At 69.9% G+C, this 23,804-nt stretch carries 19 protein-coding genes; 9 read left to right on the top strand and 10 right to left on the bottom strand.

Annotated elements, in window-relative coordinates; all coding sequences use genetic code 11:
- The first annotated feature begins 43 nt into the window (after positions 1 to 43).
- Entirely contained in the window at positions 44 to 1,804 is a 1,761-nt protein-coding gene (locus tag ACZ5MC_RS19375; RefSeq protein ID WP_464516545.1) for an NAD(P)H-dependent flavin oxidoreductase, read from the top strand.
- A gap of 22 nt (positions 1,805 to 1,826) precedes the next feature.
- Positions 1,827 to 2,726: a carbohydrate kinase family protein gene (locus ACZ5MC_RS19370; protein WP_306602138.1), complete on the top strand. Its 900-nt coding sequence runs from the start codon at positions 1,827 to 1,829 to the stop codon at positions 2,724 to 2,726.
- On the opposite strand, the gene ACZ5MC_RS19365 is transcribed toward ACZ5MC_RS19370, so the two are convergent.
- From ACZ5MC_RS19365 to ACZ5MC_RS19355, 3 genes are read right to left on the bottom strand one after another with little or no spacing between them, the layout of a single operon-like run.
- Complete coding sequence (locus ACZ5MC_RS19365; protein ID WP_306602137.1) at positions 2,727 to 4,748, bottom strand: M13 family metallopeptidase; 2,022 nt, start codon at positions 4,746 to 4,748, stop codon at positions 2,727 to 2,729.
- 17 nt (positions 4,749 to 4,765) lie between these two features.
- Positions 4,766 to 5,554 carry a class I SAM-dependent methyltransferase gene (locus tag ACZ5MC_RS19360; protein WP_464516544.1) on the bottom strand — a complete coding sequence of 263 codons (789 nt, stop codon included), beginning with the start codon at positions 5,552 to 5,554 and terminating at the stop codon, positions 4,766 to 4,768.
- 14 nt (positions 5,555 to 5,568) lie between these two features.
- Positions 5,569 to 5,877, bottom strand: a complete 309-nt coding sequence (locus ACZ5MC_RS19355; RefSeq protein ID WP_464516543.1) for a hypothetical protein — start codon at positions 5,875 to 5,877, stop codon at positions 5,569 to 5,571.
- 152 nt (positions 5,878 to 6,029) lie between these two features.
- Here ACZ5MC_RS19355 and gluQRS point away from each other — a divergent pair, with 152 nt between their 5' ends.
- On the top strand, positions 6,030 to 6,935 hold the full coding sequence (gene gluQRS / locus ACZ5MC_RS19350) for a tRNA glutamyl-Q(34) synthetase GluQRS (RefSeq protein WP_464516542.1): 906 nt from the start codon (positions 6,030 to 6,032) through the stop codon (positions 6,933 to 6,935).
- Positions 6,936 to 6,989: 54 nt separating this feature from the next.
- On the opposite strand, the gene rpsT is transcribed toward gluQRS, so the two are convergent.
- Positions 6,990 to 7,253 carry a 30S ribosomal protein S20 gene (gene rpsT, locus ACZ5MC_RS19345; RefSeq protein WP_306602133.1) on the bottom strand — a complete coding sequence of 88 codons (264 nt, stop codon included), beginning with the start codon at positions 7,251 to 7,253 and terminating at the stop codon, positions 6,990 to 6,992.
- Between the two features lie 220 nt (positions 7,254 to 7,473).
- On the opposite strand from rpsT, the gene argS reads away from it, so the two are divergent.
- The 3 genes from argS to tkt are packed head-to-tail and all read left to right on the top strand — an operon-like array spanning position 7,474 to position 12,945.
- Positions 7,474 to 9,273, top strand: a complete 1,800-nt coding sequence (gene argS / locus ACZ5MC_RS19340; RefSeq protein WP_306602132.1) for an arginine--tRNA ligase — start codon at positions 7,474 to 7,476, stop codon at positions 9,271 to 9,273.
- Positions 9,274 to 9,310: 37 nt separating this feature from the next.
- On the top strand, positions 9,311 to 10,909 hold the full coding sequence (locus ACZ5MC_RS19335; protein WP_464516541.1) for a CTP synthase: 1,599 nt from the start codon (positions 9,311 to 9,313) through the stop codon (positions 10,907 to 10,909).
- 38 nt (positions 10,910 to 10,947) lie between these two features.
- Complete coding sequence (gene tkt, locus ACZ5MC_RS19330; protein ID WP_464516540.1) at positions 10,948 to 12,945, top strand: transketolase; 1,998 nt, start codon at positions 10,948 to 10,950, stop codon at positions 12,943 to 12,945.
- Between the two features lie 67 nt (positions 12,946 to 13,012).
- On the opposite strand, the gene ACZ5MC_RS19325 is transcribed toward tkt, so the two are convergent.
- Both ACZ5MC_RS19325 and ACZ5MC_RS19320 read right to left on the bottom strand, forming a co-directional pair.
- Positions 13,013 to 14,767 (bottom strand): serine hydrolase, encoded by a 1,755-nt coding sequence (locus ACZ5MC_RS19325; protein ID WP_306602129.1) that lies wholly within the window; start codon positions 14,765 to 14,767, stop codon positions 13,013 to 13,015.
- 192 nt (positions 14,768 to 14,959) lie between these two features.
- Positions 14,960 to 15,196 carry a hypothetical protein gene (locus ACZ5MC_RS19320; RefSeq protein ID WP_306602128.1) on the bottom strand — a complete coding sequence of 79 codons (237 nt, stop codon included), beginning with the start codon at positions 15,194 to 15,196 and terminating at the stop codon, positions 14,960 to 14,962.
- Positions 15,197 to 15,399: 203 nt separating this feature from the next.
- Here ACZ5MC_RS19320 and ACZ5MC_RS19315 point away from each other — a divergent pair, with 203 nt between their 5' ends.
- Genes ACZ5MC_RS19315 through ACZ5MC_RS19305 form a run of 3 tightly spaced genes read left to right on the top strand, consistent with a single transcriptional unit; the run spans position 15,400 to position 17,952 of the window.
- A complete protein-coding gene (locus ACZ5MC_RS19315) occupies positions 15,400 to 16,362 on the top strand; it encodes an ABC transporter substrate-binding protein (protein ID WP_306602127.1) in 963 nt (320 codons plus the stop codon).
- A gap of 4 nt (positions 16,363 to 16,366) precedes the next feature.
- A complete protein-coding gene (locus ACZ5MC_RS19310; RefSeq protein WP_464516539.1) occupies positions 16,367 to 17,173 on the top strand; it encodes an ABC transporter permease in 807 nt (268 codons plus the stop codon).
- The gene (locus tag ACZ5MC_RS19305; protein WP_464516538.1) at positions 17,173 to 17,952 is read left to right on the top strand and encodes an ABC transporter ATP-binding protein; all 780 of its coding nucleotides are present in this window, start codon (positions 17,173 to 17,175) and stop codon (positions 17,950 to 17,952) included. Before ACZ5MC_RS19310 ends, ACZ5MC_RS19305 begins: the two co-directional genes overlap by 1 nt.
- Positions 17,953 to 17,958: 6 nt before the next feature.
- Here the strand turns inward: ACZ5MC_RS19305 and ACZ5MC_RS19300 are convergent, their stop codons facing one another.
- From ACZ5MC_RS19300 to ACZ5MC_RS19285, 4 genes are all read right to left on the bottom strand, one after another.
- Positions 17,959 to 19,146, bottom strand: coding sequence for a CsgG/HfaB family protein (locus tag ACZ5MC_RS19300; protein WP_306602124.1), 1,188 nt, complete (start codon positions 19,144 to 19,146; stop codon positions 17,959 to 17,961).
- A 312-nt stretch (positions 19,147 to 19,458) separates the two neighbouring features.
- On the bottom strand, positions 19,459 to 22,125 hold the full coding sequence (locus ACZ5MC_RS19295) for a helicase-related protein (protein ID WP_464516537.1): 2,667 nt from the start codon (positions 22,123 to 22,125) through the stop codon (positions 19,459 to 19,461).
- Positions 22,122 to 23,027, bottom strand: coding sequence for an RluA family pseudouridine synthase (locus ACZ5MC_RS19290; RefSeq protein ID WP_306602122.1), 906 nt, complete (start codon positions 23,025 to 23,027; stop codon positions 22,122 to 22,124). Before ACZ5MC_RS19290 ends, ACZ5MC_RS19295 begins: the two co-directional genes overlap by 4 nt.
- Positions 23,024 to 23,791, bottom strand: a complete 768-nt coding sequence (locus ACZ5MC_RS19285) for a TrmH family RNA methyltransferase (RefSeq protein WP_464516536.1) — start codon at positions 23,789 to 23,791, stop codon at positions 23,024 to 23,026. Before ACZ5MC_RS19285 ends, ACZ5MC_RS19290 begins: the two co-directional genes overlap by 4 nt.
- Positions 23,792 to 23,804: the final 13 nt, after the last annotated feature.

Raw genomic sequence — 23,804 nt, 5'->3', positions numbered from 1 at the left:
TCTGGCCCTGCGGAACTCCCAAGGCCCGACGGAGCATCCCAACATGACCAGACGCAGAACTTTCCAGTCCTTCGGGGCGGATACTCCAGTGTTCTTCCAGGGGTGGCATCCCTTCTCCACCGATGCCCTGGCGGCCGCCTTCGCGGGCGCCGGAGGGGTGGGGGTGATCCGCATGCCCGCCTTCCCGGACACCGAGGCCCTGCTCAAGCGCCTGGCCGAATTGCGCCAGGGCGGGGAACTGGGCCTGGACTTCCGGGGCGTCCTGGGGGACTTCTCCACCCGGATGGAAACCGCCGCCCAGAACCTGGCCGCCTTCGTCATGCACGGATCGGAAATCCTCCCCGAGCGCCTGGAGGCCCTTCGGGCCTGGGGCCTGCCGAGGGTGGTGGAGGTGCGGGACGAGGACGAGGCCGTGCTGGCCGAGGCCCAGGGTGCGTCCGCCCTCCTCGCGGCCGAAGGCGAAGGGCTTTCCGACCGGCTCCGCCGCATGATCCGCTCCACGAACCTTCCCTGCTTCGCGCCCGTGGGCGCCGAGGGGGAGGGCCGGGTCCTGCTCTCCGAGGGCGCCGCCGGCCTCCAGCTGAGGACCCCCGCGCTCCTGCGGGAAGGGGCGGCCGATTTCCTGGCCTCCTTCCGCAAGCGCCTGGCCGAGGTCATGGGCGAGCCCGCCCTCGAGAACCTGGTGGACCACCCCGCCCCCGAACTTCCGCGCCTTCGCATCCGGAACCTGGACATCCCCTACCCGGTCATCCAGGGCGGCATGGGCATCGGCGTGAGCTGGGACCGCCTGGCGGGCAACGTGGCCCGCTGCGGCTGCATCGGCATCGTCTCGGCCATCGGCACCGGGTACCGGTACCCGGAGGTCTCCAACTCCGTGCAGGGCCGGCCCCTCCAGGCCGAGAACCTCAACAGCACCCCGGCCCTCAAGCGGATCCTGCGCAGCGCCCTGGAAATCGCCGGCGGCCACGGCGCGGTTGGCGTGAACATCCTGTGCGCCATCAACGAATATGAACGCGTGGTACGGGACTCGGTGGAAGCCGGGGCCCAGCTCATCATCTCCGGGGCCGGCCTGCCCCTGTCCCTTCCCGAGTACGTGGGCGACGCGGACGTGGCCCTGGTGCCCATCGTCTCGTCGGCCCGGGCCCTGAAGCTCATCTGCAAGACCTGGCAGCGCAAGTTCAACCGCCTCCCGGACGCCGTGGTGCTGGAAGGTCCCGAATCCGGCGGCCACCAGGGATTCTCCCTGGAGCAGTGCGCGGACCCGGCCTTCAGCCTCGACGCGCTCCTGGCCTCGGTCATCGAGGAGCGGGACCAGTGGGGCGACTTCCCCGTCATCGCCGCCGGCGGCGTGTGGGACCGGGAGGACATCGACCGCCTCATGGCGAAGGGCGCCGGCGGGGTCCAGATGGCCACGCGGTTCATCGGCACCTTCGAGTGCGACGCCCACCTCAACTTCAAGGGCGTGATCCTCAAGGCCGACAAGGACACCATCGCGCTGCACGGGTCCCCCGTGGGCATGCCGGCCCGGGGCGTCAAGACCGCCCTCCACCGCCGCATCGCCGAGGGCGTCGCCCCCCGCATCAAGTGCATCAGCAACTGCGTCTCCCCGTGCGAGCACGGCAAGGGCGCCGAGCGCGTGGGCTACTGCATCGCCGACAGCCTCGGGGACGCCTGGGGCGGGGACACGGAGTCCGGGCTCTTCTTCACCGGGAGCAACGGCTGGAAGCTCAACGAGCTGGTCCACGTGCGGGACCTCATCGGCGAGATCACCCAGGACTATGGTCTGACGCGCCTGCAGGAATAGACTGGGGGCCTGGAGGCAGGCCATGGCAGCGGATGTGGTCGTCGTTGGCAACGTCGGCATCGACACGAACGTCTATCTTCCCGGCAGGGACATCGACTTCAAGGTCGAGGCCAACTTCACCCTGGACCTGGACTACGTGGGGCAGGCGGGGGGCTACACCTCCCGCGGCTACGCGCGGCTGGGCCTGGCCACGGCCTTCATCGGGTGCGTGGGGGACGACTTCAGCGGGCGCTTCATCCGCGAGGAACTCGCCGGGGACGGCATCGACCTGCGCGGGCTCTTCCTGGACCCCGAGGGCACCAGCCGCAGCGTCAACCTCATGAGCCTCGACGGCCGGCGCAAGAACTTCTACGACGGCAAGGGCCACATGGACCTGCGGCCGGACCTGGAGCTCTGCCGGCGGATCCTCAAGGGGGCGCGCCTCGCCCACTTCCACCTGCCCAACTGGGCCCGCGGGCTCCTGCCCGCGGCCCGGCAGGAGGGCCTGGTGGTGGCCTGCGACCTGCAGGACGTGGTGGGCCTGGACGACCCCTACCGCCAGGACTTCATCAACGGGTCCGACATCCTCTTCCTCTCCGCGGCCAACCATCGAAGCCCCGGGCCCCTCATCCGCGCCCTGCTGGCCCGGAACCCGCGGCAGATCGTCATCTCGGGAATGGGGGCCAAGGGCTGCGCCCTGGGCGCGGCGGGCAAGGTGCGGTACTTCCCGCCCGTGGCCTCGGACCTGCCCGTCGTGGACACCAACGGCGCCGGGGACGGGCTGGCGGTGGGGTTCCTGGCGAGCCATGTGCTCGAGGGGCGGCCGCTGGAGGAGTCGGTGCTCCGGGGCCAGATCGCGGCGCGGTGGACCTGCGCCCAGAAGGCCAGCACCGGCTCCCTCATCACGCGGGAGCAGCTGGAGCGGGCCTTCCGGGAGCTGTGACTACCAGATGCGGAGGCAGTCGGCCTTGGAGCGCCACATGGGCTGGCCTTCCTTGACGCCGAAGGCCTGGTGGAACTCGGGGATGTTGGAGAGGGGGCCGAGGACGCGCCACTTGGCGGGGGCGTGCACGTCGCTGAGCAGGCGGGTGCGCAGCACCTCGTCGTTCTGCTGGGTCATCCAGCCCAGGGCGTAGCCCAGGAAGTAGCGCTGCATGGGGGTCAGGCCGCCGATCTTCTCGCCCTTGCGGTACTGTTCGGTCTTCTTGAAGGCGTCGATGCCCAGCAGGATCCCGCCGAAGTCGGCGATGTTCTCGCCCAGGCTGGCCTTGCCGTTGATGTGGAGGCCCGGCAGGGGCTCGTAGGCGTCGAACTGGCGGATCATGCCCTCGGCCCGCGCGTTGAACTTCTCGCCGTCCTCCTTCGTCCACCAGTCGGTGAGGTTGCCCTTGGCGTCGAACTGGCGGCCCTCGTCGTCGAACCCGTGGGTGATCTCGTGGCCGATGGTGGAGCCGCCGGTGTAGCCGTACACCAGGGCGTCGTCCAGGTCCGCGTCGGCCACGCCCGGGACCATCATCTGGGCGGCGGGGAGCACGATCTCGTTGTTGGAGGGGTTGTAGTAGGCGTTGTAGGTCTGGGGGGTCATGTGCCACTCGGTGCGGTCCACGGGCTTGCCGTACTTGGCGAGCATGTCGGCGAAGCGCCAGCGGGAGGCGTTCATCATGTTCGCGCAGTAGGAGTCCCGGGCGACCACCAGGGCCGAGAAGTCCTTCCACCGGTCCGGATAGCCCACCTTCGGGGTGATGCCGGCGAGCTTGGCCTGGGCCTTGGCCTTGGTGGCCGGGCTCATCCAGTCCAGGCGCTCGATGCGCTCCTTGTAGGCGCCGCGGATCCCCTCGACCATGGCCTCGTAGCGGAGCTTGGCGGCCGGCGTGAAGTATTCCTTCACGAAGAGCTTGCCCAGCAGCATGCCCATGGCCTGTTCCTGGGCGTCCAGGACGCGCTTCCAGCGGTCTCGGGGCTGGCGCTGGCCGGAGAGGGCCTGGCCGTGGAACTTGAAGTCCTCGTCCTGGAAGGCCTTGCCCAGGTAGTCGGCGTAGGTGTCCGCCAGGCGCAGGCGCAGGTAGTCCTGGAGCACCTCCACGGGGGTGGCGGCCAGCAGGGTCTCCAGCGCCCCGAAGAACTCGGGCTGGCCGACGATGACGGTGGCCGGGCGGAGGTCCCATTCCCGGAAGCGGTCCGCCCAGACGATGGAGGGGGTGCGCGAGGCGGTCAGCTCCGCCGGGGTCATCTTGTTGTAGTTCTTCTCGGGGTCCCGGAGGTCCTCGAGCCTGCGGGCCGCCTTCGCCAGCGCGGTCTCGAAGGCCATGACCCGGATGGCGGCCGCCCCGGACTGCTGGCGGCCCAGGAGGTGGAGGGTCCGGTCCAGGTGGGCGAGGTAGGCTTCCCGGATCTTCGCGACGCCCTTCTCGGGGTTGAAGTAGAAGTCCCGCTCGGGCAGGCCCAGGCCCCCCTGGTAGAGGTGAAGGGCCATCTCCTCGCTGTTCTTCTCGTCCTGTTCCACCGAAAGGGCGAAGAAGGCGCGGGTGCGCAGGGGGCTCCAGGCGAAGGCCAGGTTCACGGCGTCCCGGGCGGTGCGGATGGCGTCCACCTTGGCCAATTCGGCCTGGAGGGGCTGGAGGCCGAGGCGCTCGATGCGGGCCTCGTCCATGGCGGCCGCCCAGAAGTCCCCGACCTTGCGCCCGTCGGCGTCTGCGGGATGGGCCGCGGCCTGCTCGTTGATCTTGCGGAGGTTGGCGTAGGTCTGCTCCCGCAGGACCTTGCCGATGCCCCAGGCGGATTCCGACGGGGGGATGGGGTTGCGCTTGAGCCAGCCGCCCACCGCGTAGGTGAAGAAGTCCACGCCGGGGTCGACGGTGGTGTCCATGACGCCGGCGAGGTAGTCGGCCCTGGGGGCGGGGGGCGGCGCCGCGACGGCGCAGGCGGTGAACGCGCAAAGCGCGGCCAGGTTGCGGGAGAAGGTCATGGGCAGCTCCAATTCGATCATTCGATCCTACCGGGTTCGGGCCCGGATGGGATCCCCTCCATGCGGTACGCGAGCAGGCACGCGTCCTTGCGCCCCGGCAGGGGGATCCGCAGGGTGGGCGCCCGGCCGGGCACCTCGAAGGTGTTGCTCACGAACAGGGTCCCCGGCCGCATCTCGCGAAGGGCCTTCTCCCACAAGGCGGGTATCGGGGCGGGGCTGAGGAAGGCGTAGACCACCTCGAAGCCCGAGAGATCCTGGTTCCAGAGGCTGCCCCAGTGCATCTTGCAGTTGCCCCGCACCGGCAGCGTGCGGAGCCAGGCCGCGGCGAACGTGAGGGGCGAAGCCTCCACGCCCAGGAAGAACCCGTCGGGCCGCGCCCGGGCCAGGAAGGCCAGGGGACCGCCGAGTCCTGCCCCGAGATCGGCCAGGCGCACCAGCCCCGGGGGGCACAGGCCAAGGAGGGCCTCCCAGGCGGCCCGGTTGGAGTTGTAGAGGGGCACCCGGGTGAGGATCCCACCGCCGTATACCAGGAGCAGTCCCGCCAGGGCCGCCGGCCACATCCAGGTGGGGGGCATGTGGCGCAGCAGCAGGTCCAGGAGCCAGGGCAGGAACAGGAGCCCCGGCACCCACCGGGGCCCCAGTCCCATCCCCAACGCGAAACCCGCGGTCAGGATGCCCATGAGCAGGACCGCCGGCTGCCCCTGGAGGGCGGCGGGCAGGAGGCCCGAACGGGCCACCGCCAGGAGCAGGGCATAGGCGGCCGCCAGGGCAAGGACGGCCCTGAGGATCGGGGACCAGGAACGCATCCCTGGATTATGGCTCAGGCCGTCAGAAAGCGTATCCGGGCCGAGACGCCCGCCTCCCAGTTCCGGCCGTCCGTCCTGGCGAAGCCGCCGAGGTTCACCTTCGGCGAGGGGCTCACCGAGGTCTGGAGGCCGGCGGCCCAGGTGTGGCCGTCGGTGGCGAGGGTTCCCGACACCGAGCCGTGGGGTCCGGACTGGGTCAGGCCCACCTGCCCCTGGAAGGGGGGCGCGGTGAAGGAGAGGTCGAGGGTGCCGCCGGAGCCCCGCACGTGGGCGAGGTCTTCGGGGGTCAGGACGGGCAGGGGGGTGCGCGGGCCGCAGGCCATGGATGCTCCTATAAATAAGGGTTTGAATGCCTCCCGGGGGTGGGAGTGCCTCGATTGAACCGGGAATCCGGGGAGCTGCCAAGTGGGAAAATCGATAAATTTGAAATGGGAATTTCCCAATCCATTCATGGCCACACAGGTATCCTGGAGCCATGGCATGCATCGGCCGCTTCGCTCCTTCCCCCACCGGGGAGCTCCACCTGGGCAACCTCCGCACGGCCCTGGCCTCGTGGCTCTCCGTCCGGGCCGCTGGCGGGCGCTGGCTCATCCGCATGGAGGACGTGGACACCGCGCGGTGCCGGTCCACCCTGGGGGAGGCGCAGCTGCGGGACCTGGCGGCCCTGGGCCTGGAGAGCGACGGGCCCGTCCTCTGGCAGTCCCGGCGCAAGGGCGCCTACCAGGCCGCGCTGCAGCGGCTCTTCGGGGCGGGCCTGCTCTACCCCTGCATCTGCACCCGCAAGGACCTGGCGGGCATGGCCTCGGCGCCCCACGGCGAGGACGGCCTGCGTCCCTACCCGGGCACCTGCCGCCACCGGCCGCTGCCCTTCCTGCGGCCCGACGCCCTGCGCTTCCGGGTGCCGGAGGGGTCCGTCGCCTGGGAGGACCTCCTGCTGGGGCCGCAGCAGGACGACCCCGCCGCCCTCACCGGGGATCCCCTCCTGCACCGCCGGGACGGGTGCTACGCCTACCATCTGGCCGTGGTGGTGGACGACGGCGGCCAGGGCGTGACCGAGATCGTCCGCGGCCAGGACCTTCGCGGAGTCACCGCCACCCAGGCAAGGCTCCAGGAGGCCCTGGGGCTCCCGCGCCCGGCCTACGGACACCTGGGCCTGGTGACCGCCCCCGACGGATCGAGGCTCGGCAAGCGGGACGGGGCCCTGGGCCTGGCGCTGCTGGCCCACCGGGGCGTGGACGCGGCGCGGGTGCTGGGGTGGCTGGGGTGGAGCCTGGGGTGCCTGGAGCGCCCGGAGCGGGCCGGCCTGGAGGAACTGCTCCCCGGATTCAGCTGGGCCAAGGTCCCCCCGGGCCCCGTGGCGGTACCCGCGTCATGGATGTAGGTACGCGGAACAGCCCGGCCGAGGCCGGGCTGTTCCAGGGCTGGGCCGGAAGGCCTAGGCCAGGCCGTTGACCTTGAGGGTCAGGCGGCTCTTGTAGCGGTTGGCGGCGTTCTTGTGCAGCACGCCCTTGCGGCAGGCCTTGTCGACCACGCCGAGGGTCTTGGGCAGAAGCGTGGTGGCTTCGGCCTTGTTGCCGGTCGCGACCGCCGTGAGGAACCGCTTGATGGCGGACTTCATGGTGGAACGGTTGGCGCGATTGCGCAGACGAGCTTCCACGTCGTGGGCGGCTTTCTTGGCGGCGGACTTGTGATTGGCCATGAATCCTGACTCCTGGATACCTGATAATTCGACCCGCAAGGCGTACGGACAGACTGAATGTCGCCCATGAAGGCGAAGAATCATCATACCTCCGCCAGCCCTGAATTCAAGGGGAAAGACCTGAACAAAGGCCAAAGTTGGGGCTTCCCGGCGGGCCCCGGTTCCTTCATCCTGGTTGGAGGCCCCTGGCTTCCGGTTGGTGGATTGTCATGGAGCGGGCATGGAGCAGGTGAAGAAGGCATTCAGTGAGGCCCTGGCGGCGGCGTTGCCCGGGCAGGAGATCGTCCTGGAGCGGCCGCGCTCGGGGGAGATGGGCGATCTCGCCTATCCCTGCTTCAAGGCGGCCAAGGTGCTGGGGAAGAACCCGGCCCAGGTGGCCAAGGACCTGGCGGAGGCCATCCGCCTGGAAGGGGCCGAGGTCCTGGCCGCGGGACCCTACCTGAACCTCCGCCTGGAGCCCGCCACCCGGGCCCGGATCCTCCTCGAGGCCCTCCTGGGCACCCGGCCCTACGGTTCCGCCGAGCCCCACGGGGAGACGGTGATCGTGGAGTACAGTTCGCCGAACATTGCCAAACTGTTCACGATCGGGCACTTGCGTTCGACCATGATCGGCCACGCCCAGGCGCAGGTGAACAAGTACCTCGGCTGCGACGTGATCCGCCTCAACCACCTGGGCGACTGGGGCACCCAGTTCGGGACCCTGCTGGCCGCCTACAAGCACTGGGCGGAGGCGGAGAACCCCGAGCTGGAGCAGGACTTCCCCTGGGCCGAGGAGATCCCGGAGAAGCTGCGGAGCCCGCTGTACCGGCTCTTCCAGCTCTACGTGCGCTTCCACGGGGCCGAGGAGGAGGATCCGGCGCTTCGCGAGGAGGCCCGGGACTGGTTCCGGCGCCTGGAGGAGGGGGACCCCGAGGCCCGGCGCCTGTGGTCCTGGTTCCGCGAGATCAGCCTCAAGACCTTCAACCGCATCTACCTGCGCCTGGGGGTGGCCTTCGACCACCTGGAGATGGGCGAGGCCTTCTACCAGGACCAGCTGGTCCCGGCCATGCGGCGCCTGGAGGACGCGGGCCTGCTGGTGGAGGGCCAGAACGGCGCGCGCATCGTGGACCTGGAGGACGTGGGCATCACCACCCCCTGCCTGGTGCAGAAGGGGGACGGCGCCAGCATCTACGCCACCCGGGACATCGCGGCGGCCATGTACCGCAAGGCCACCTTCAACTTCGACCGCTGCATCTACGTGGTGGGAGCGGACCAGATCCTCCACTTCCAGCAGATATTTGCGGTCATGGCCAAGCTGGACCCGTGGTACCGGGGCCGCATGCTCCACACGCCCTTCGGCATGATCAACCTGCCCGAGGGCAAGATGTCCACCCGCAAGGGCAACGTCATCTTCCTGGAGGACGTGCTGGACGAGGCGGTCTCCCGCGTCACGGCCATCATCGACGAGAAGAACCCGGACCTGCCGGCCAAGGCGGAAGTGGCCGAGATGCTGGGCCTGGGGGCCGTGGTCTTCTTCAACGCCCTCAACGACCGGGTCAAGTCCATCACCTTCACCTGGGACCGGGTCATCGCCCTGGACGGGGACACGGGGCCGTACGTGCAGTACGCCCACGCCCGCATCTGCTCCGTGCTGCGCAAGGCCGGCGGGAACTGGGCGGACCTGGCCCGGCCCCTGGGGCCCCTGACGCCGGACTCGGCGGTGGTGCCGTACTGCGACGCGCCGCTGCCGGCGGACCTCGCGGGCCTTTCGGACGCCCCGGCCCAGGCGCTGCTCTTCGAACTGGCGGGACTTCCCGACGCCCTGCGCACCATGGCGCGGGAGAACATGGCCACGGCCCTGGCGCGCCAGCTGCTTTCGGTGGCCAAGGCCTTCTCGGGCTTCTACACCAACTGCCCGATCCTCTGGGCGGAGAACTCGGCGGAAGTCCGGGACGCGCGGCTCGCGCTCTGCGTGGCCACGGCCCGGGCGCTGCGGCAGGGGCTCTTCCTCATGGGCATCCAGGCCCCGGAGGAGATGTAGTGACGACTGGAACTTTGCCACCGGGGGGGGTGCAACGATGACGAAATGGGTGTTCGTGACAGGCGGGGTTCTTTCGAGCCTCGGGAAGGGGATCGCCGCGGCGTCCCTGGGGGCGCTCCTGGAGGCCCGGGGCCTGAAGGTGACCCTGATGAAGATGGACCCGTACCTCAACGTGGATCCCGGCACCATGAGCCCCTTCCAGCACGGGGAGGTCTTCGTCACCGACGACGGCGCCGAGACGGACCTGGACCTGGGCCACTACGAGCGCTTCACCTCGGTGCCCACCACCCGCAACCACACCATCACCACCGGCCGCATCTACAACACCGTCATCCAGAAGGAGCGGCGCGGCGACTACCTGGGCAAGACCGTGCAGGTGATCCCCCACATCACCGACGAGATCAAGGCCACCATGCGAAAGGTGGCCAAGGACGTGGACGTGGTGCTGGTGGAGATCGGCGGCACGGTGGGCGACATCGAGAGCCAGCCATTCCTGGAGGCCATCCGCCAGTTCAAGCTGGAGGCCGGCTACGGCAACGCCATCAACATGCACCTCACCTACGTGCCCTACATCAAGGCCGCCGGCGAATTGAAGTCCAAGCCCACCCAGCACAGCGTCAAGGAGCTGCGGGCCCTCGGCATCCAGCCCGAGGTGCTGGTGTGCCGGGCCGACGTGGAGATCCCCCGGTCCCTCAAGGACAAGATCGCCATGTTCTGCTCCGTGGCCCCCGACGCGGTCTTCAGCTGCAAGGACGCCACCACCATCTACGAGGTGCCCCTCAACCTGCACCTGGAGGGCATGGACGCCAAGGTGGCCACCCTCCTGGGCCTTCCGGACCGCCGGCCCGACCTCACCCCCTGGCACGACCTGCTGCAGCGCATCCGCAACCCCAAGGGCAGCGTGCGCATCGGCATCGTGGGCAAGTACGTGGAGTTCAAGGAGAGCTACAAGTCCCTGATCGAGGCCCTCCACCACGCCGGCTACGGCCTGGAGACCCAGGTGGACCTGAAGTGGATCGAGGGCGAGGAGCTCGAGCACGGCAACGTGGACGAGTTCCTGGGCGACTGCCACGGGATCCTGGTCCCCGGCGGCTTCGGCGTGCGCGGCACCACCGGCATGATCAAGGCCATCCAGTACGCCCGCGAGCGCAAGGTGCCCTTCTTCGGCATCTGCCTGGGCATGCAGATGGCCTCCGTGGAGTACGCGCGCAACGTGGCGGGCCTGGACGGGGCCGATTCCACGGAGTTCGAGGACAACCCCAAGCACCGGGTCATCTTCAAGCTGCGCGAGCTGGTGGACGTGGAGGAGCTGGGCGGCACCATGCGCCTGGGCGCCTACCCCTGCGTGCTGGTGGAGGGAAGCCAGGCCGCCAGGGCCTACGGCGCGACCCGGATCAGCGAGCGCCACCGCCACCGCTACGAGTTCAACCAGGCCGAGTTCCGCGGGCCCCTCGAGTCCAACGGGCTGGCCTTCACCGGCGTGAGCCCGGACGGGACCTTCGTGGAGATCGTGGAGATCGTGGACCATCCGTACTTCCTGGGCTGCCAGTTCCACCCGGAGTTCAAGTCCAAGCCCCTCACTCCGCACCCCCTCTTCACGGCCTTCGTGAAGGCGAGCAATTCCAACCGCCCCTGACAGGCGTGAGACAATCTGACCATTCCATGAGGTAACTCTTGACCTTCGCGGCCACGAACATCGACAAACTCTGCATCGACACCATCCGCTGCCTGGCCATGGACGGCGTCCAGAAGGCCAACAGCGGCCATCCCGGGACCCCCATGGCCCAGGCCCCCGCGGCCTACGTGCTCTGGACGAAGTTCCTGAAGCACCACCCGGCCAACCCCCTGTGGGCGGACCGGGACCGCTTCGTGCTCTCCTGCGGCCACGTGTCCATGCTCATGTACTCCCTCCTGCACCTGGCGGGCTACGGACTGCCCCTGGACGAGCTCAAGGCCTTCCGGCAGTGGGGCTCGAAGACGCCGGGCCACCCCGAGTTCGGCCACACCGCCGGCGTCGAGACCACCACCGGCCCCCTGGGCCAGGGCATCGGCAACGCCGTGGGCATGGCCATCGCGGAGCGCTGGCTCGCGGACCGGTTCAACCGGCCCGGCTTCAAGGTGGTGGACCACCACACCTACGTCTTCGCCGGGGACGGCGACGTCATGGAGGGCATCGCCCAGGAGGCCGCCAGCATCGCCGGGCACCTGGCCCTGGAGAAGCTGGTGCTTCTCTACGACAACAACAGCATCACCATCGAGGGCCGCACCGACCTGGCCTTCACCGAGGACGTGGGCAAGCGGTTCGAGGCCTACGGCTGGCGCGTGCTCCACGTGGCCGACGGCGAGAACATCGAGGCCCTGGCCCGGGCCTACGACGAGGCCCGCACCCCTTGCGGCAAGCCCACGCTCATCGACTGCAAGACCGTCATCGGCTTCCCCGCCCCCACCAAGAAGGACACCCACGGCGCCCACGGCGCCCCCCTGGGCGAGCCCGAGATCCGGGCCACCAAGGAGATCCTGGGCTGGGACCCCGACGGCCACTTCGTCGTGCCCGCCGAGGCCCAGGCCCACTGGAGCGAGTGCGGCACCCGGGGCGCCGCCCAGGAGGCCGCCTGGAAGGAGCTCTTCGCGGGCTACGCCAAGGCCTTCCCGGAGGCGGCCGCGGAGTTCGAGGCCTTCATGAAGGGCGAGATGGCTTCCGACTGGCAGGAGGCCCTCCCGGTCTTCCAGCCCGGCCAGGACCAGGCCACGCGCGAAGCCGGCGGCAAGGTGCTCAACGCCCTGGCGCAGAAGCTCCCCAACCTCATCGGCGGATCCGCCGACCTGGCCCCCTCCAACAACACCCACCTCAAGGACGGCGGCGACTTCGAGGCCACCACCAGCGGCCGGAACTTCCACTGGGGCATCCGCGAGCACGGCATGGGCGCCATCCTCAACGGCATGGCGCTCCACGGCGGGCTGCGGGTCTTCGGGGCCACCTTCCTGATCTTTTCCGACTACATGCGCCCCAGCGTGCGCCTCGCCGCGCTCATGGGCCTGCCCGTGGACTACGTGTGGACGCACGACTCCATCGGCGTGGGCGAGGACGGCCCCACCCACCAGCCCGTGGAACAGGTCATGACCCTGCGCATGATCCCGAACATGACCCTCATCCGCCCCGCCGACGCCAACGAGACCGTGGAAGCCTGGCGGGAGGCCATCCGCCACACCACCGGCCCCGTGGGCCTGGCCCTCACCCGCCAGAAGCTCCCGGTGCTCGACCCCGCCAAGGCCAAGGGCGCCGCCAAGGGCGCCTACGTCCTGGAGGAGGGCAGCTCGGCCCCGAAGCTCATCCTCATGGCCACCGGCAGCGAGGTGCACCTCGCCCTCGCGGCCCGCAGGGAGCTCGAGGCCCAGGGCGTCCCCACCCGCGTGGTATCCATGCCCAGTTGGGAGATGTTCGCGAGGCAGTCCGCCGCCTACCGCGAGGAGGTCCTGCCCAGGGCGATCACCGCCCGCGTCTCCATCGAGGCCGGCGTGACCTTCGGCTGGGAGAAGTGGGTCGGCTTCGAAGGCGCCTCGGTGGGCCTGGACCGCTTCGGCGCCTCGGCGCCCGCGGAAGTGCTGTTCGAGAAGTTCGGGTTCACGGTCGAGAACGTCGTAAAGACCGCCAAGGCCGTGCTGGGCAGATAGGCGCAGGGATATTCCGGTGAAGGGGGGAGGCTTCGGCTTCCCCCTTTGCTTTCAAGTGCATGGATCGCTACTTGCGGTTCAGGACGTGTTCCCCGCCCGGGTCGATCTCCTTGAGGGCCTTGACCTCGCCCTTCTCCATCACGAATTCGAACATGAGGTCCGAGTACTCGTTGCACTTGAACTTCAGGCCCTTGTAGGGCAGCAGCTTCATGTCGGGCCGGCCGGGGATGGCGATGACAAGGCCCTGGCCGTCCTTCGCCTTCACCTGGATCCGGGATCCCGTGGCGGTTTCGTACGTGCCGGCCACCTTGTTCAGCGTGTCCGGGTCGAGGGACGCGGCCTTGCGCACGAAGACGGCCTCCCCCTCGTCCAGGCTCATGACGGCCTTGTCGACGTCGCCCTGGGGGTTGGTCAGGAAGTTCACGGAGGACTTGCCTTCCAGTTCATCATCCGGGGTGTCGAACCGGTCGTAGTGGAAGTGGGTGAGGGGGAATTTCATGCCGTGGAAGTCGTACTGGAGCTGGTCCCCGGTCCTGCCGATGCGCAGGAAGCCGTAGGCGGGGTGCTCGTAATCCCCGGTGAAATCCTCCAGCGGGTGGGAGGGGCGGGTGTTCTTCACCTGGTCCGCGCCGGCCTTGGCCCGGGCCGCGGTGCCTTCCTTCTTCCCCTTCAGGCGGATGTCCAGCATCCGGGCCGGCCAGGGGGTCTGCTCCATCCCGAGCAGGTATTCATAAATATTATAGCTTATGGGGTTATACAGCATCCCCGCATGGTCGCCGAGCACGAAGACAATGACGCCCAGGCGCTCCTTGGGCATGAGGGACACCTGGGAATGGAAGCCGGGCAGGTCGCCGCCGTGCAGGGCGATCAGGTGGCCGCGGTAGGAGGCCGTCTGCCGCCCCATGCCGTAGGTGGGATTGAGCACTTCCCACCACCCGCGGGTCTCGGGGTTGGCATTGGCGAGGCCGATGGCGGGCTCGAGGGTCGCCTTGAGGACCGAGGGCGGCAGGACCTGCTTGCCCTTGTACGTTCCTTCGTTCAGCAGGGCGATCACCCAGTGGGACATGTCCTCCATGCTGGAGACGATGGCCCCGCAGGGGGCCATGCCGGCCGTATCCTCGTAGTAGGGGGCCTTGTAGAGCTCGTTGCCGTCGCGCTTCTCGTTGTAGCCCACGCCGAAATCGGGCTGCTTGAGCATGTCGGGAATGGTGTAGAGGGTCCGGTCCATCTCGAGGGGTTTGAAGATGCGCTGGCGGACGAAGTCCTCCCAGGTGCTGCCCGACTTCAGTTCGATGATCTGGCCCACGGCGGCGTACATCATGTTGTTGTAGAGGAAGAGCTGCCGCATGGGCACCTTGGGCTCCATGAACCGGAGCTTCCCGAAAAGGGTGGCCCGGGAGTCGGCGGACTTGTACCAGATGGAATCGTGGCGGGTGATGCCCGTGCGGTGGGCGAGCATGTCCCTGAGGGTCACGCGGGCATCCAGGTCCCGGTCCTGGAACTGGATGGATGGCACCGCCTCCTTGATGGGCTGATCCCAGGCGAGCTTGCCTTCCTCCACCAGCATGCCCGCCGCCACGGCCGTGAAGAGCTTGGAGTTGGAGGCGATCTGGAAGAGGGTGTTCCGGGTGAAGGGCAGCTTCTGGCCGTAGTCGCGGTAGCCGTAGCCCTTGGCGAACACCAGCTGGTCCCCGGAGACGACCGCGATGCCGATGCCGGGGCTGTTGAAGTCCTTCATGACTTTGGCCATGTAGGCGTCCAGCGGCTTGAGCCGGGCCGCGACGTCCGTCGCGGGGACCTGGGCCACGGCCAGGGTGGCCATCAAGCAAACAAGGATCCTGGGAAGCCAGCGCATGGGTCGCCCTCCATGGGTTCGGTATGCCGGGTGATCGCTTTGGACTGGCCTGACCTTAACCCCAAAAGCATCCCCTGTCACCTGGGCGTACGGCGCACCCCGGGCTGGATATCCGCCATGCGGAATCCCGCCCGGGATGGGGATCCGGCTCTGTCGGGTCTAGTTGCCGAACTCGCGGACCCAGTCGACCTCGGTCTTGGCTTCCTTCTTCAGGCGGGAGATCTGGGCCTTCCAGTAGTTGGCCTGGCTCTTCAGCTCGTTGACCTGGAAGTGGAGGGCGTAGCGCTCGGGCTTCACGGCGGCGGCCTTGAGGGCCTGGGCCTGGACGAGGCGCGCGCGGATGGCTGCGAGGTTCTTGGCGATGGTCTCAATGGCCTCGGCCTTGGGGATCTTCACGACGGGGGTGGCGGGCGCTAAATTTTGTTTTTCCATGACTTGCTCCTGTGCCTAGCCCTTGAAGGTAGCACGCGGATCCGGATTCGATGACGTTTATTTGGGAATCGTAGGGTCGATTCGGAAAAAAGCGTGGAACGGGGATAAAGGTGGCGTGTGGGTGAATTCCAAATAATATGAGTCCACCTTGTCCTCCGGAGTAACCCATGAAGCGTTCCGTCCTGGTCGCAATCCTGGCCCTTGTGGCCGCCAACGCACTCATGGCCCAGGACCTGGTGCGCCTGGGCAACCTCAAGTTCGCCCACTACGGCGCGGTCTCCTACATGAAGGAACTGGCGCCGAAATATGGGCTCCGCATCGAGGAGCGGATGTTCGCCAAGGGCATCGACATCAACCCGGCCATGCTCGCGGGCGAGATCGACGTGAGCGCCAGCGCGGCGGACGCGGCCATCGCGGGGCGGGCGGCGGGCGTGCCGCTCGTGGTGGTGGCGGGCTTCGCCAAGGGCGGGGCGCGCATCGTGGCCCGCACCCAGTTGGGGATCCGCACCGTCGAGGGGCTGAAGGGGAGGAAGGTGGGCGTGGCCCGCGGCGGGGCGCAGGAGCTGCTGCTCCTGGCGGAGCTGGCCAAGCACAACCTCACGTGGGCCGACCAGCCCGGGAAGGACGTGCAGGTCGTGTACCTGGCCTTCCCGGACCTGAACCAGGCCCTCATGTCGGGCAACATCGACGCCATGTGCCAGTCCGAGCCGTACTCCTCCCAGGCCATCCGGCGGGGCTTCGGAACCGAGGTCATGAAGCCCTACGACACCCCCATGGGCGAGCCCGTCCGCGCGCTGGTGATGACCGAGAAGCTCTACCAGCGCCGGGACGTGGCGCTGCGGTTCATGCGGTGCTTCGTGGACGCCACCCGGGCCTTCCTCCAGGACCAGGCCCTCGCCGAGCGCTTCGTGCGGGAGAAGATGTTCAGCAACCAGCTCTCGAAGGAGGAGTACCAGGACGCCATCGGCAACTCGCCCTTCACCTACGACATCACGGTCGAGCACATCCAGGTGACCACGGACCTCATGGCCAAGTACAAGGTCGGCCGCATGGCGAACCCGCCCAGGGCGGCGGACTGGACCCGTCTGGACCTGCTCGCGCAGGCCAAGGCCGACCTGAAGGTGAAGTAGGCCCATGCGGCGCTTCCTTCGCGGCGTCCTGGTGCCCCTGGGGATCCTGCTGACCTGGCAGGCGCTGGCCTCCCTCGGGGTCTTCAACGCCATCATCCTGCCCTCGCCCCTGGCGGTGGCCACGCGCTGGCTGGCCTACCTGCGGCCGCTGGAGGCCTTCGATCCCGCCGCCATGTCCCGGATCGCGTGGCTGGTGTCGGGGGAGCTGCCCCGGGACGCCTGCGGCAGCCTCTACCGCGTGCTGGTGGGCTTCGCCCTGGGCACGGGCCTCGCGCTGCCCCTCGGGCTGGCCATGGGCTACAGCCGGCTGGCCAATACCCTCTTCGACCCCCTGGTGCAGGTACTGCGGCCCATCCCGCCCATCGCCTACATCCCCCTGGCCATCCTCTGGTTCGGCCTGGGCAATCCGCCGGCCTTCTTCCTCATCAGCCTGGGGGCCTTCTTCCCGGTGCTGGTGAACACCATCGCCGGGGTGCAGCACGTGGACGGCATCTACCTGCGGGTGGCCCGGAACCTGGGCGCGGGGCGGGCCACCACCTTCCGCCGCGTCATCCTGCCAGCCGCGGCGCCCTACATCATGGCCGGGGCGCGCATCGGCATGGGCACGGCGTTCATCGTGGTGATCGTCGCGGAGATGATCGCGGTGAACAACGGCCTGGGCTACCGGATCCTGGAGGCCCGGGAGTACATGTGGTCGGACAAGATCATCGCGGGCATGTTCACCATCGGCCTCCTGGGCCTGGGCATCGACACCCTCATGAACCGCCTCAGCCGGTGGCTGCTGCGCTGGCACCGCGGCCTGGAGCAGTGATGGACGCGCACATCCGGATCCAGGGCGTGGGCAAGCGCTTCGAGGGGGCGGGCCAGACGGTGACGGCCCTTCAGGACATCAGCCTGGACATCGGCAGGGGCGAGTTCGTGTGCCTACTGGGGCCTTCCGGCTGCGGGAAGTCCACCCTGCTCAATGTCATCGCCGGCTTCATCGGGCCTACGGGAGGGACCGTGACGGTCGACGGCGCCCCGGTGGCCGCGCCCGGGCCCGACCGGGGCATGGTGTTCCAGGAGTACGCCCTCTTCCCCTGGATGACCGTGGAAGCCAACATCGCCTTCGGCCTCGAGATCAAGGGGCGCCCCGCGGCGGAGATCCGGGACACCGTGGGCCGGCTCCTGGCCATGCTGCGCCTGGAGGAGTTCCGGTCCCGGTTCCCCAGGGACCTGTCCGGGGGCATGCGCCAGCGGGTGGCCATCGCGCGGGTGCTGGCCCTGGATTCCCCGATCCTGCTCATGGACGAGCCCTTCGGGGCCCTGGACGCGCTCACGCGCCGCACGCTCCAGGACGAGCTGCTGCGGGTGTGGTCGGAGCTGAGGAAGACCGTGGTGTTCGTCACCCACAGCCTCGAGGAGTCCATCTACCTCGCGGACCGGACGGTGCTCATGACCTACCGCCCGGGCACGGTGAAGCTGGACCTGGCCGTGGACCTGCCGCGGATGCGGGACCCCGCCTCGCCGGAGTTCAACGCCATCAAGAAGGAGGTGGGCGCGCTGCTCATGCAGGAGCAGGCGCGCCACCTGGAGGCGGAGGGGGTGTAGAACCCCCTAAAGGTCCTTCATGATCTCGGCCTTCTTGGCCTTGTAGTCCTCGGGCGAGATCAGGCCCTTCTTCCGCAGCGACTCCAGCCTGGTGAGGCGGTCCTCCGCGGAGGCGCCGCCCTTGGCGGCCGCGGGCTCCGGGGCCCGCGCGGGCTCGGCCCTGGGCGCCTCCAGCTCCACCTTGGCGCTGCGGGCGTCCACCTTGGTCATCTCCTCCATCAGGCTGACGGCGCGAAGGCACTCGGCCTCGGCATTGGAGAAGATCTTGTGGGTGGGGTCGGTCTCGCGGGCGGCCTTGAGGAAGGGGAGGGCCGCGGCGTAGTCGCCGAGGATGAACTGGCACATGCCGACGTTGTAGCTGGTGCGGCCGAGGTACTTCGGCTTGCACTTGGGGTCGGTCCTGGCGGCCTCCAGGGCCTCCAGGGACCTGGCCAGGGCGCCGCGGCCGTCCTGCAGCTGCAGGCGCTTGTAGGCGTCCTTCATGCCGTAGTCCTTGTCGTCGTAGAAGATCAGCTTGCGCTGCTCGGTCCAGGACAGGAGCATTTTGTGCACCTGGTCCCTGGCCATGTTCACGGCCATCTCCCGCACCTCGGTGTCCGAGGGGTACTCGGGCCGGCCCTGGGTGGAGGACGTCTCGCGGCTGGGGGACACGGCGATGCGCTGCTGGCTGTAGATGCGGCCCGTGGCGAGGTCCACGGCCTGGATCGACCCGTTGAACTCCACCTGGGTCTTGGAGGTGTACGTGGTGACGGCGGGGTGGTACTCGCCCTTCTTGTCCGTCCAGGCGGCGTCGGTCTTCTGCAGGGGGATGTGCTTGACGTCGGACCGCTGGACCTTCACGAACAGCAGCACGGGGGATCCCAGGAGCCTGCCCAGCTCCACCGCGGTCTTCTCGTCCACGAGGCCCGAGTTGGACAATTTCTGCTCGCCCAGGACCTTCTCGATGTTGCCCCGGTCCAGGACCTCCAGCTGGCCCGAGGACGTGAGGTCGGCGATGCAGGCCGAGAGCAGGTCCTCGGCAGCCGAGTTGTTCACCGGGGCGAAGGCCACGCGCTGGACCTTGATGCCCAGGCCCGGGGGGTGGGTGAGGGTGACCTGGACGTCCGGGTTGATGAGGGCGTCCCAGAACTGGGCATGGGCGGGGAGGGCGAGAGCGCCCGCTGCGAGGACGATGGCGACGGGGCGGAGGTGCATGGGGGTTTCCCTTTCTGGGGTTGGGTGGCGGGCATCGCAGGGAGGAGCGGGGCAAGTTTATCCCAGGTGGTCCGGGAACCTTCCCGCTGCGTGGAACCGGCGTCCCAGGAGGGTGGGGCCCGGGCCGCCGCCTTGACAGGCGGACAGGACGAGGATGCCGGGAAGGGGAACATGGAAATGGCCGCGCATGGGGATCCTCGTGATGGCGCTCCTCGTACAGAGCAATATAAAAAATTAATGCACACCCAACCAATGTCAAACGCAGAATCCGATGTTGAATGAACTATATATTGAAACTTTCTGGCCTGGCCTTCAGCCCCGGTGGATCACGTGGATCGCGTCCAGCCGGAGCCGGGCTTCCCGCAGGTGCTTGTCCAGGGCCGTCTTCTGCTCGAGCAGACGGGCGAGGTCCCCGGGGCCGACGCCGCCGTTCACCCGGCGCAGGGCCTCCAGCCGCCCGTATTCGCGGTCCAGCTGGGCTGCCAGGTCCTGCCGGGCCTTGGCCAGGAGGCCGGGCGCCCGGCTTTCGACCAACCGGCCAGCCTGCGCCAGCATGCGTGGGAGCAGGTCCTGGCGCACCTCGGGCCGGGACAGGAGGCCATGCCCGGGGGCGGGCTTGGCGCTGCGGGCCAGGAGGGCCCTGGGAAGGGTCCGGGTGAGGTCGCGGCCCTGGGCGTCCACCACCACGCGCAGGGGCGTGGGGGGCAGGAAGCGGTCCACGTGGAGGTGGGGCGGGGCGGCGCAGGCCAGGACGTAGACGGCCTCCAGGTAGAGGCCCGAGCCCTTGGGATCCGGCCACCGGCTGAAGCAGGAGGTCCCCCTGGCGCCGCCCAGCAGGAGGTCCAGGGTCCCGCTCACCAGGGGGTGGTCCCAGGTGAGGAACTGGAGGTCCTCCCGGGCCAGGGCCCGCTCCCGGTCGAAGGTGACGGTGAGGCCCTCCGCGGAAAGGCCGGGCAGGGCCTCGGTCAGGACGCCCATGGAGCCCAGCTGGTAGGTGCGGGGCCCCAGTTCCTCCACGTCCACGAGGAGGTGCTCGAACACCGTGAGCAGGAAGCCCTCCAGGGCGCGGTCCCCGTCCTGGCGCCGGAGCTCGGCCACCAGGTCCGCGCAGGCCGCGGGGCGGAAGGAGTTCAGCTCCAGCAGGCGGTCCCGGCCCCGCTCCAGGCGGTCCCGGAGCTCCTCCCGGGCGGCGCGGGTGGCCTCCACCAGCGCGGCGGTGTCGCCGGTCCGGGCGAGGCGGTCCCGGAAGCGCTCCAGGAGCTCGCGTCCGCCGTGGAGGTTCGAGCGGAAGGCGTCCAGGCCCTCGTGATACCAGCGCGCCAGCACCTCGTGGGCGCCGCCGGTGGGGTAGGGGACGTGGAGCTCAACCTCCCGGGTCTGCCCGATGCGGTCCAGGCGCCCGATGCGCTGTTCCAGGAGGTCGGGATCCAGGGGGAGGTCGTAGAGGACGAGGTGGTGGGCGAACTGGAAGTTGCGGCCCTCGCTGCCGATCTCGGAGCAGAGGAGGAGCCGCGCCCCCTGGGGCTCGGCGAACCATGCCGCGTTGCGGTCCCGCTGCACCAGGGTGAGGCCCTCGTGGAAGACGGCCATCTTCACCTGCACCCGGAGCTTCAGGGCCTGGTGGACGGCCTCGGCCTGGGCCCGGGTGGCGCAGATGAGCAGGACCTTGTCCGGCGTGGAGCGAAGGAGGTCCGCCAGCCAGTCCAGGCGCGGATCGCGGGGGGCGGGGGCCAGGGGCGCCATGTGCACCACGCGGCCCGGGAAGCCCGCGACGGCGGCGCGGGTGTTGCGGAACATCACGCGGCCGGTGCCGTGGCGGTCCAGGAGGGCGTCCAGGGCCTCGGCGCGGGCCTCCTCCAGGCGCGAGCCCAGGTCCTCGCCCAGCAGGGCGGCCAGGTCCGCCGCCAGGGCCGGGGACAGGGGGCCGGGGGCCAGGAGGCCCGCGGCCAGGTCGGCGATGGCGCGGTAGTCCGCGGCCTGGCGCAGGTAGGCGTCCAGGTCGTGGAAGCGGTCCGGATCCAGGAGCCGCAGCCGCGCGAAGTGGCCGGGGACGCCCAGCTGCTCCGGGGTGGCCGTGAGGAGGAGGAGCCCGGGCACGGCGGCGCCCAGGGCTTCCACCACGCCGTAGGCCGCGCCCTCCAGGTGGTGCGCCTCGTCCACCACCAGCAGGTCCCAGCCCGCCTCCAGGGCCTGCCGGGCCCGGTCCGGGCTTCCGGTGAGCAGGCCCAGGCCGCACAGCACCAGCTGATCGTCCAGGAAGGGGTTGGCGCCCCCGGCCTCCAGGGCCACGCAGCGCTCCTCGTCGAAGATGTGGAACCAGAGGTTGAAGCGCCGGTACAGCTCCAGGAACCACTGGTGCACCAGCGAGTCCGGCAGGAGGACCAGGACCCGCGCGGCGCGGCCCGTGAGCAGCAGGCGGTGCAGGATCAGGCAGGCCTCGATGGTCTTGCCCAGGCCCACCTCGTCGGCGAGCAGCACCCGCGGCGCCAGGCGCCCCGTCACTTCGGAGGCGATGTGGAGTTGGTGGGGGATCAGCTCGATGCGGCCCCCCGCGAATCCGCGCACTGGGGACCGGCGCCGCCGGTGCTGGTGCTCCAGTCCCGCCACGCGCAGGGCGAAGGCCTCGGGACCTTCCTGGCCCCCGGCCACCAGGCGCTGCAGGGGGTCGCTGAAGGAGAGGCGGTCGCCGAGGTCGGCCTCGGGCAGTTCGCGGCCCCCGCCCAGGTAAACCAGGAGTCCCGAGCGCAGCGCGACCGCCTCCACCACCAGGTCCTGGTCCAGGCGGTCCCGCACGGTGTCCCCGGCCAGGAACTCGACGCGGCGCAGGGGGGCCTGGTCGCTGGCGTACTCCCGGGTCTCGCCGGTGGCGCCGAAGTGCACGGTGACGGTGCGGGCCGTGGCCAGGCGCACCGTGCCTAGGCCCAGGTCGGGCTCGGTCTGGCTGATCCAGCGCTGGCCGGGAAGGAAGGGGGGGTTCATGGCGTGGGCCCGCTTCGCGACCGGAGCCGCTCGGGCGGTTCCGCCCGCAGGTCCATGGGCAGCCCCGTGACCGGATGCCGGAAGGCGAGGCGCTCGGCGTGCAGAAGGTAGCCCAGGTCCCCCGGCAGCGCTACGAGGTCCTCCCGGGGCAGGCCTCCGGGGGCGTAGAGGGGGTCGCCTGCCAGGGGATGGCCCACGGAGGCCAGGTGGATGCGGATCTGGTGGGGGCGGCCGGTGTGGAGGTCCACCTCCATCAGGGCGGCGTCCCCGCGCCGCTCCAGGACGCGGGCGACGCTGCGGGAGGCCTTGCCCCCGGGGCTGGCGGCGAAGACCGTGCCCAGCCAGGGGTGGGGCACGGGGCCGATGGGGGTCCGGATGTCCAGCTCGTCCCAGGCGGGGTCGCCGGCCGCCAGGGCGCGGTAGCGCTTTTCCACGCGGTGCTCGCGCCAGGCGGCCTGCAGCGCCGCCCCGGCTTCGGGAGTGCGGCCGAAGAGCACGAGGCCCGAGGTGCCCCGCCCGAGGCGGTGCATGGGGCTGCACCCGGGGTAGCGGGCCCGCACCAGGGCCATGAGCGTGTGCTCCAGGAAGCCGCCCCCGGGCAGGGTGGGCAGGCCCGAGGGCTTCACCACGGCCAGGAGGAAGGCGTCCTCGTGGACCACCTGGATGTCCAGGTCCACCTCCGGCTCCTCCCAGGGGGGGCGGTGCCAGGCCAGCTCCTGGCCCGGGGCGAGGACCGCTGCGGGATCGGGGGCGCGGCCGTCCAGTTCCACCTCGCCCCCCTCGATGCGCTCCCGCCACCGCTCAGGGGTGGAGTGGGGGTGGTGGCGCGCGAAGTGCTCCAGGACGGTGAGGCCGCCCCGCTGCACCCGCTCCCGGTAGCAGAAGCCGGCGTTGAGGGTCACGGGCCCACCATGCGGTGCATGAGGATGGCGCCGGCGGCGGCGACGTTGAGACTGTCCACGCCCGGGGCCATGACGATGCCCACGGTGCGGCCGCAGCGGGCCAGGTCCGCCTCCGAGAGGCCCGGGCCCTCGGGACCCAGCACCAGGGCGGTGCGGGCCGCGGGGCGCCAGGCGCGGACGTCCTCGCCGCCCAGGGCGGCGGCGACCACCTCGCCGCCCTCCGCCTTCCAGCCTTCGAGGGCCTCCCACACGTCGTCGCGGCGCCAGACGGGGAGCTTCCAGGCGGTGCCCATGGACACGCGGATCACCCGGCGGCTGAAGGGGTCGGGCCCGGGTCCCTGGAGGACCCCGTCCAGGCCCAGGGCGGCCGCGGTGCGCAGGAGCTGGCCCAGGTTCTCGGCGTCGGAGACGCTGGGCAGCGCCAGCAGGCGCCGGCAGGCCCGCAGGCGATCCTCGCCGGGCGGATCGGGCACCCGGGCCGCGGCCATGAGGCCCCGGTGGAAGGGGAAGCCCGCGAGGGCCTCCACCTCCGCGGGCGTGGCGACGATCAGCTCGGCGCCCTCCGGCAGCAGGGGGCGCACGGCGTCCGCCGAGGCGGTCTCGGCCAGCACGGCCACGACCTCCACCTTGCCGGCGCGGCCCCAGGCCAGGAGATCCTCCACGAGGATCCGGCCCTCGGCCACGAAGCAGGCCCCGCGGGGGTGGTTCCGCTGGCCCGCGAAGCGGAGGTCCTGGAAGAGGGGCCAAGGGTCGGGGAGGGTCATGGCTTCATCATAG

The organism is Mesoterricola sp. JemC181 (assembly GCF_055384585.1).
This window is presented reverse-complemented; position numbering and strand designations above follow the sequence as displayed.

Excerpts from the sequence above, each read along its gene's own strand:
- ACZ5MC_RS19375 (WP_464516545.1), top strand. The coding sequence starts at position 44 with ATGACCAGACGCAGAACTTTCCAGTCCTTCGGGGCGGATACTCCAGTG.
- ACZ5MC_RS19370 (WP_306602138.1), top strand. The coding sequence starts at position 1,827 with ATGGCAGCGGATGTGGTCGTCGTTGGCAACGTCGGCATCGACACGAAC.
- ACZ5MC_RS19365 (WP_306602137.1), bottom strand. The coding sequence starts at position 4,748 with ATGACCTTCTCCCGCAACCTGGCCGCGCTTTGCGCGTTCACCGCCTGC.
- ACZ5MC_RS19360 (WP_464516544.1), bottom strand. The coding sequence starts at position 5,554 with ATGCGTTCCTGGTCCCCGATCCTCAGGGCCGTCCTTGCCCTGGCGGCC.
- ACZ5MC_RS19355 (WP_464516543.1), bottom strand. The coding sequence starts at position 5,877 with ATGGCCTGCGGCCCGCGCACCCCCCTGCCCGTCCTGACCCCCGAAGAC.
- gluQRS (WP_464516542.1), top strand. The coding sequence starts at position 6,030 with ATGGCATGCATCGGCCGCTTCGCTCCTTCCCCCACCGGGGAGCTCCAC.
- rpsT (WP_306602133.1), bottom strand. The coding sequence starts at position 7,253 with ATGGCCAATCACAAGTCCGCCGCCAAGAAAGCCGCCCACGACGTGGAA.
- argS (WP_306602132.1), top strand. The coding sequence starts at position 7,474 with ATGGAGCAGGTGAAGAAGGCATTCAGTGAGGCCCTGGCGGCGGCGTTG.
- ACZ5MC_RS19335 (WP_464516541.1), top strand. The coding sequence starts at position 9,311 with ATGACGAAATGGGTGTTCGTGACAGGCGGGGTTCTTTCGAGCCTCGGG.
- ACZ5MC_RS19325 (WP_306602129.1), bottom strand. The coding sequence starts at position 14,767 with ATGGCCACCCTGGCCGTGGCCCAGGTCCCCGCGACGGACGTCGCGGCC.
- ACZ5MC_RS19315 (WP_306602127.1), top strand. The coding sequence starts at position 15,400 with ATGAAGCGTTCCGTCCTGGTCGCAATCCTGGCCCTTGTGGCCGCCAAC.
- ACZ5MC_RS19310 (WP_464516539.1), top strand. The coding sequence starts at position 16,367 with ATGCGGCGCTTCCTTCGCGGCGTCCTGGTGCCCCTGGGGATCCTGCTG.
- ACZ5MC_RS19305 (WP_464516538.1), top strand. The coding sequence starts at position 17,173 with ATGGACGCGCACATCCGGATCCAGGGCGTGGGCAAGCGCTTCGAGGGG.
- ACZ5MC_RS19300 (WP_306602124.1), bottom strand. The coding sequence starts at position 19,146 with ATGCACCTCCGCCCCGTCGCCATCGTCCTCGCAGCGGGCGCTCTCGCC.
- ACZ5MC_RS19295 (WP_464516537.1), bottom strand. The coding sequence starts at position 22,125 with ATGAACCCCCCCTTCCTTCCCGGCCAGCGCTGGATCAGCCAGACCGAG.
- ACZ5MC_RS19285 (WP_464516536.1), bottom strand. The coding sequence starts at position 23,791 with ATGACCCTCCCCGACCCTTGGCCCCTCTTCCAGGACCTCCGCTTCGCG.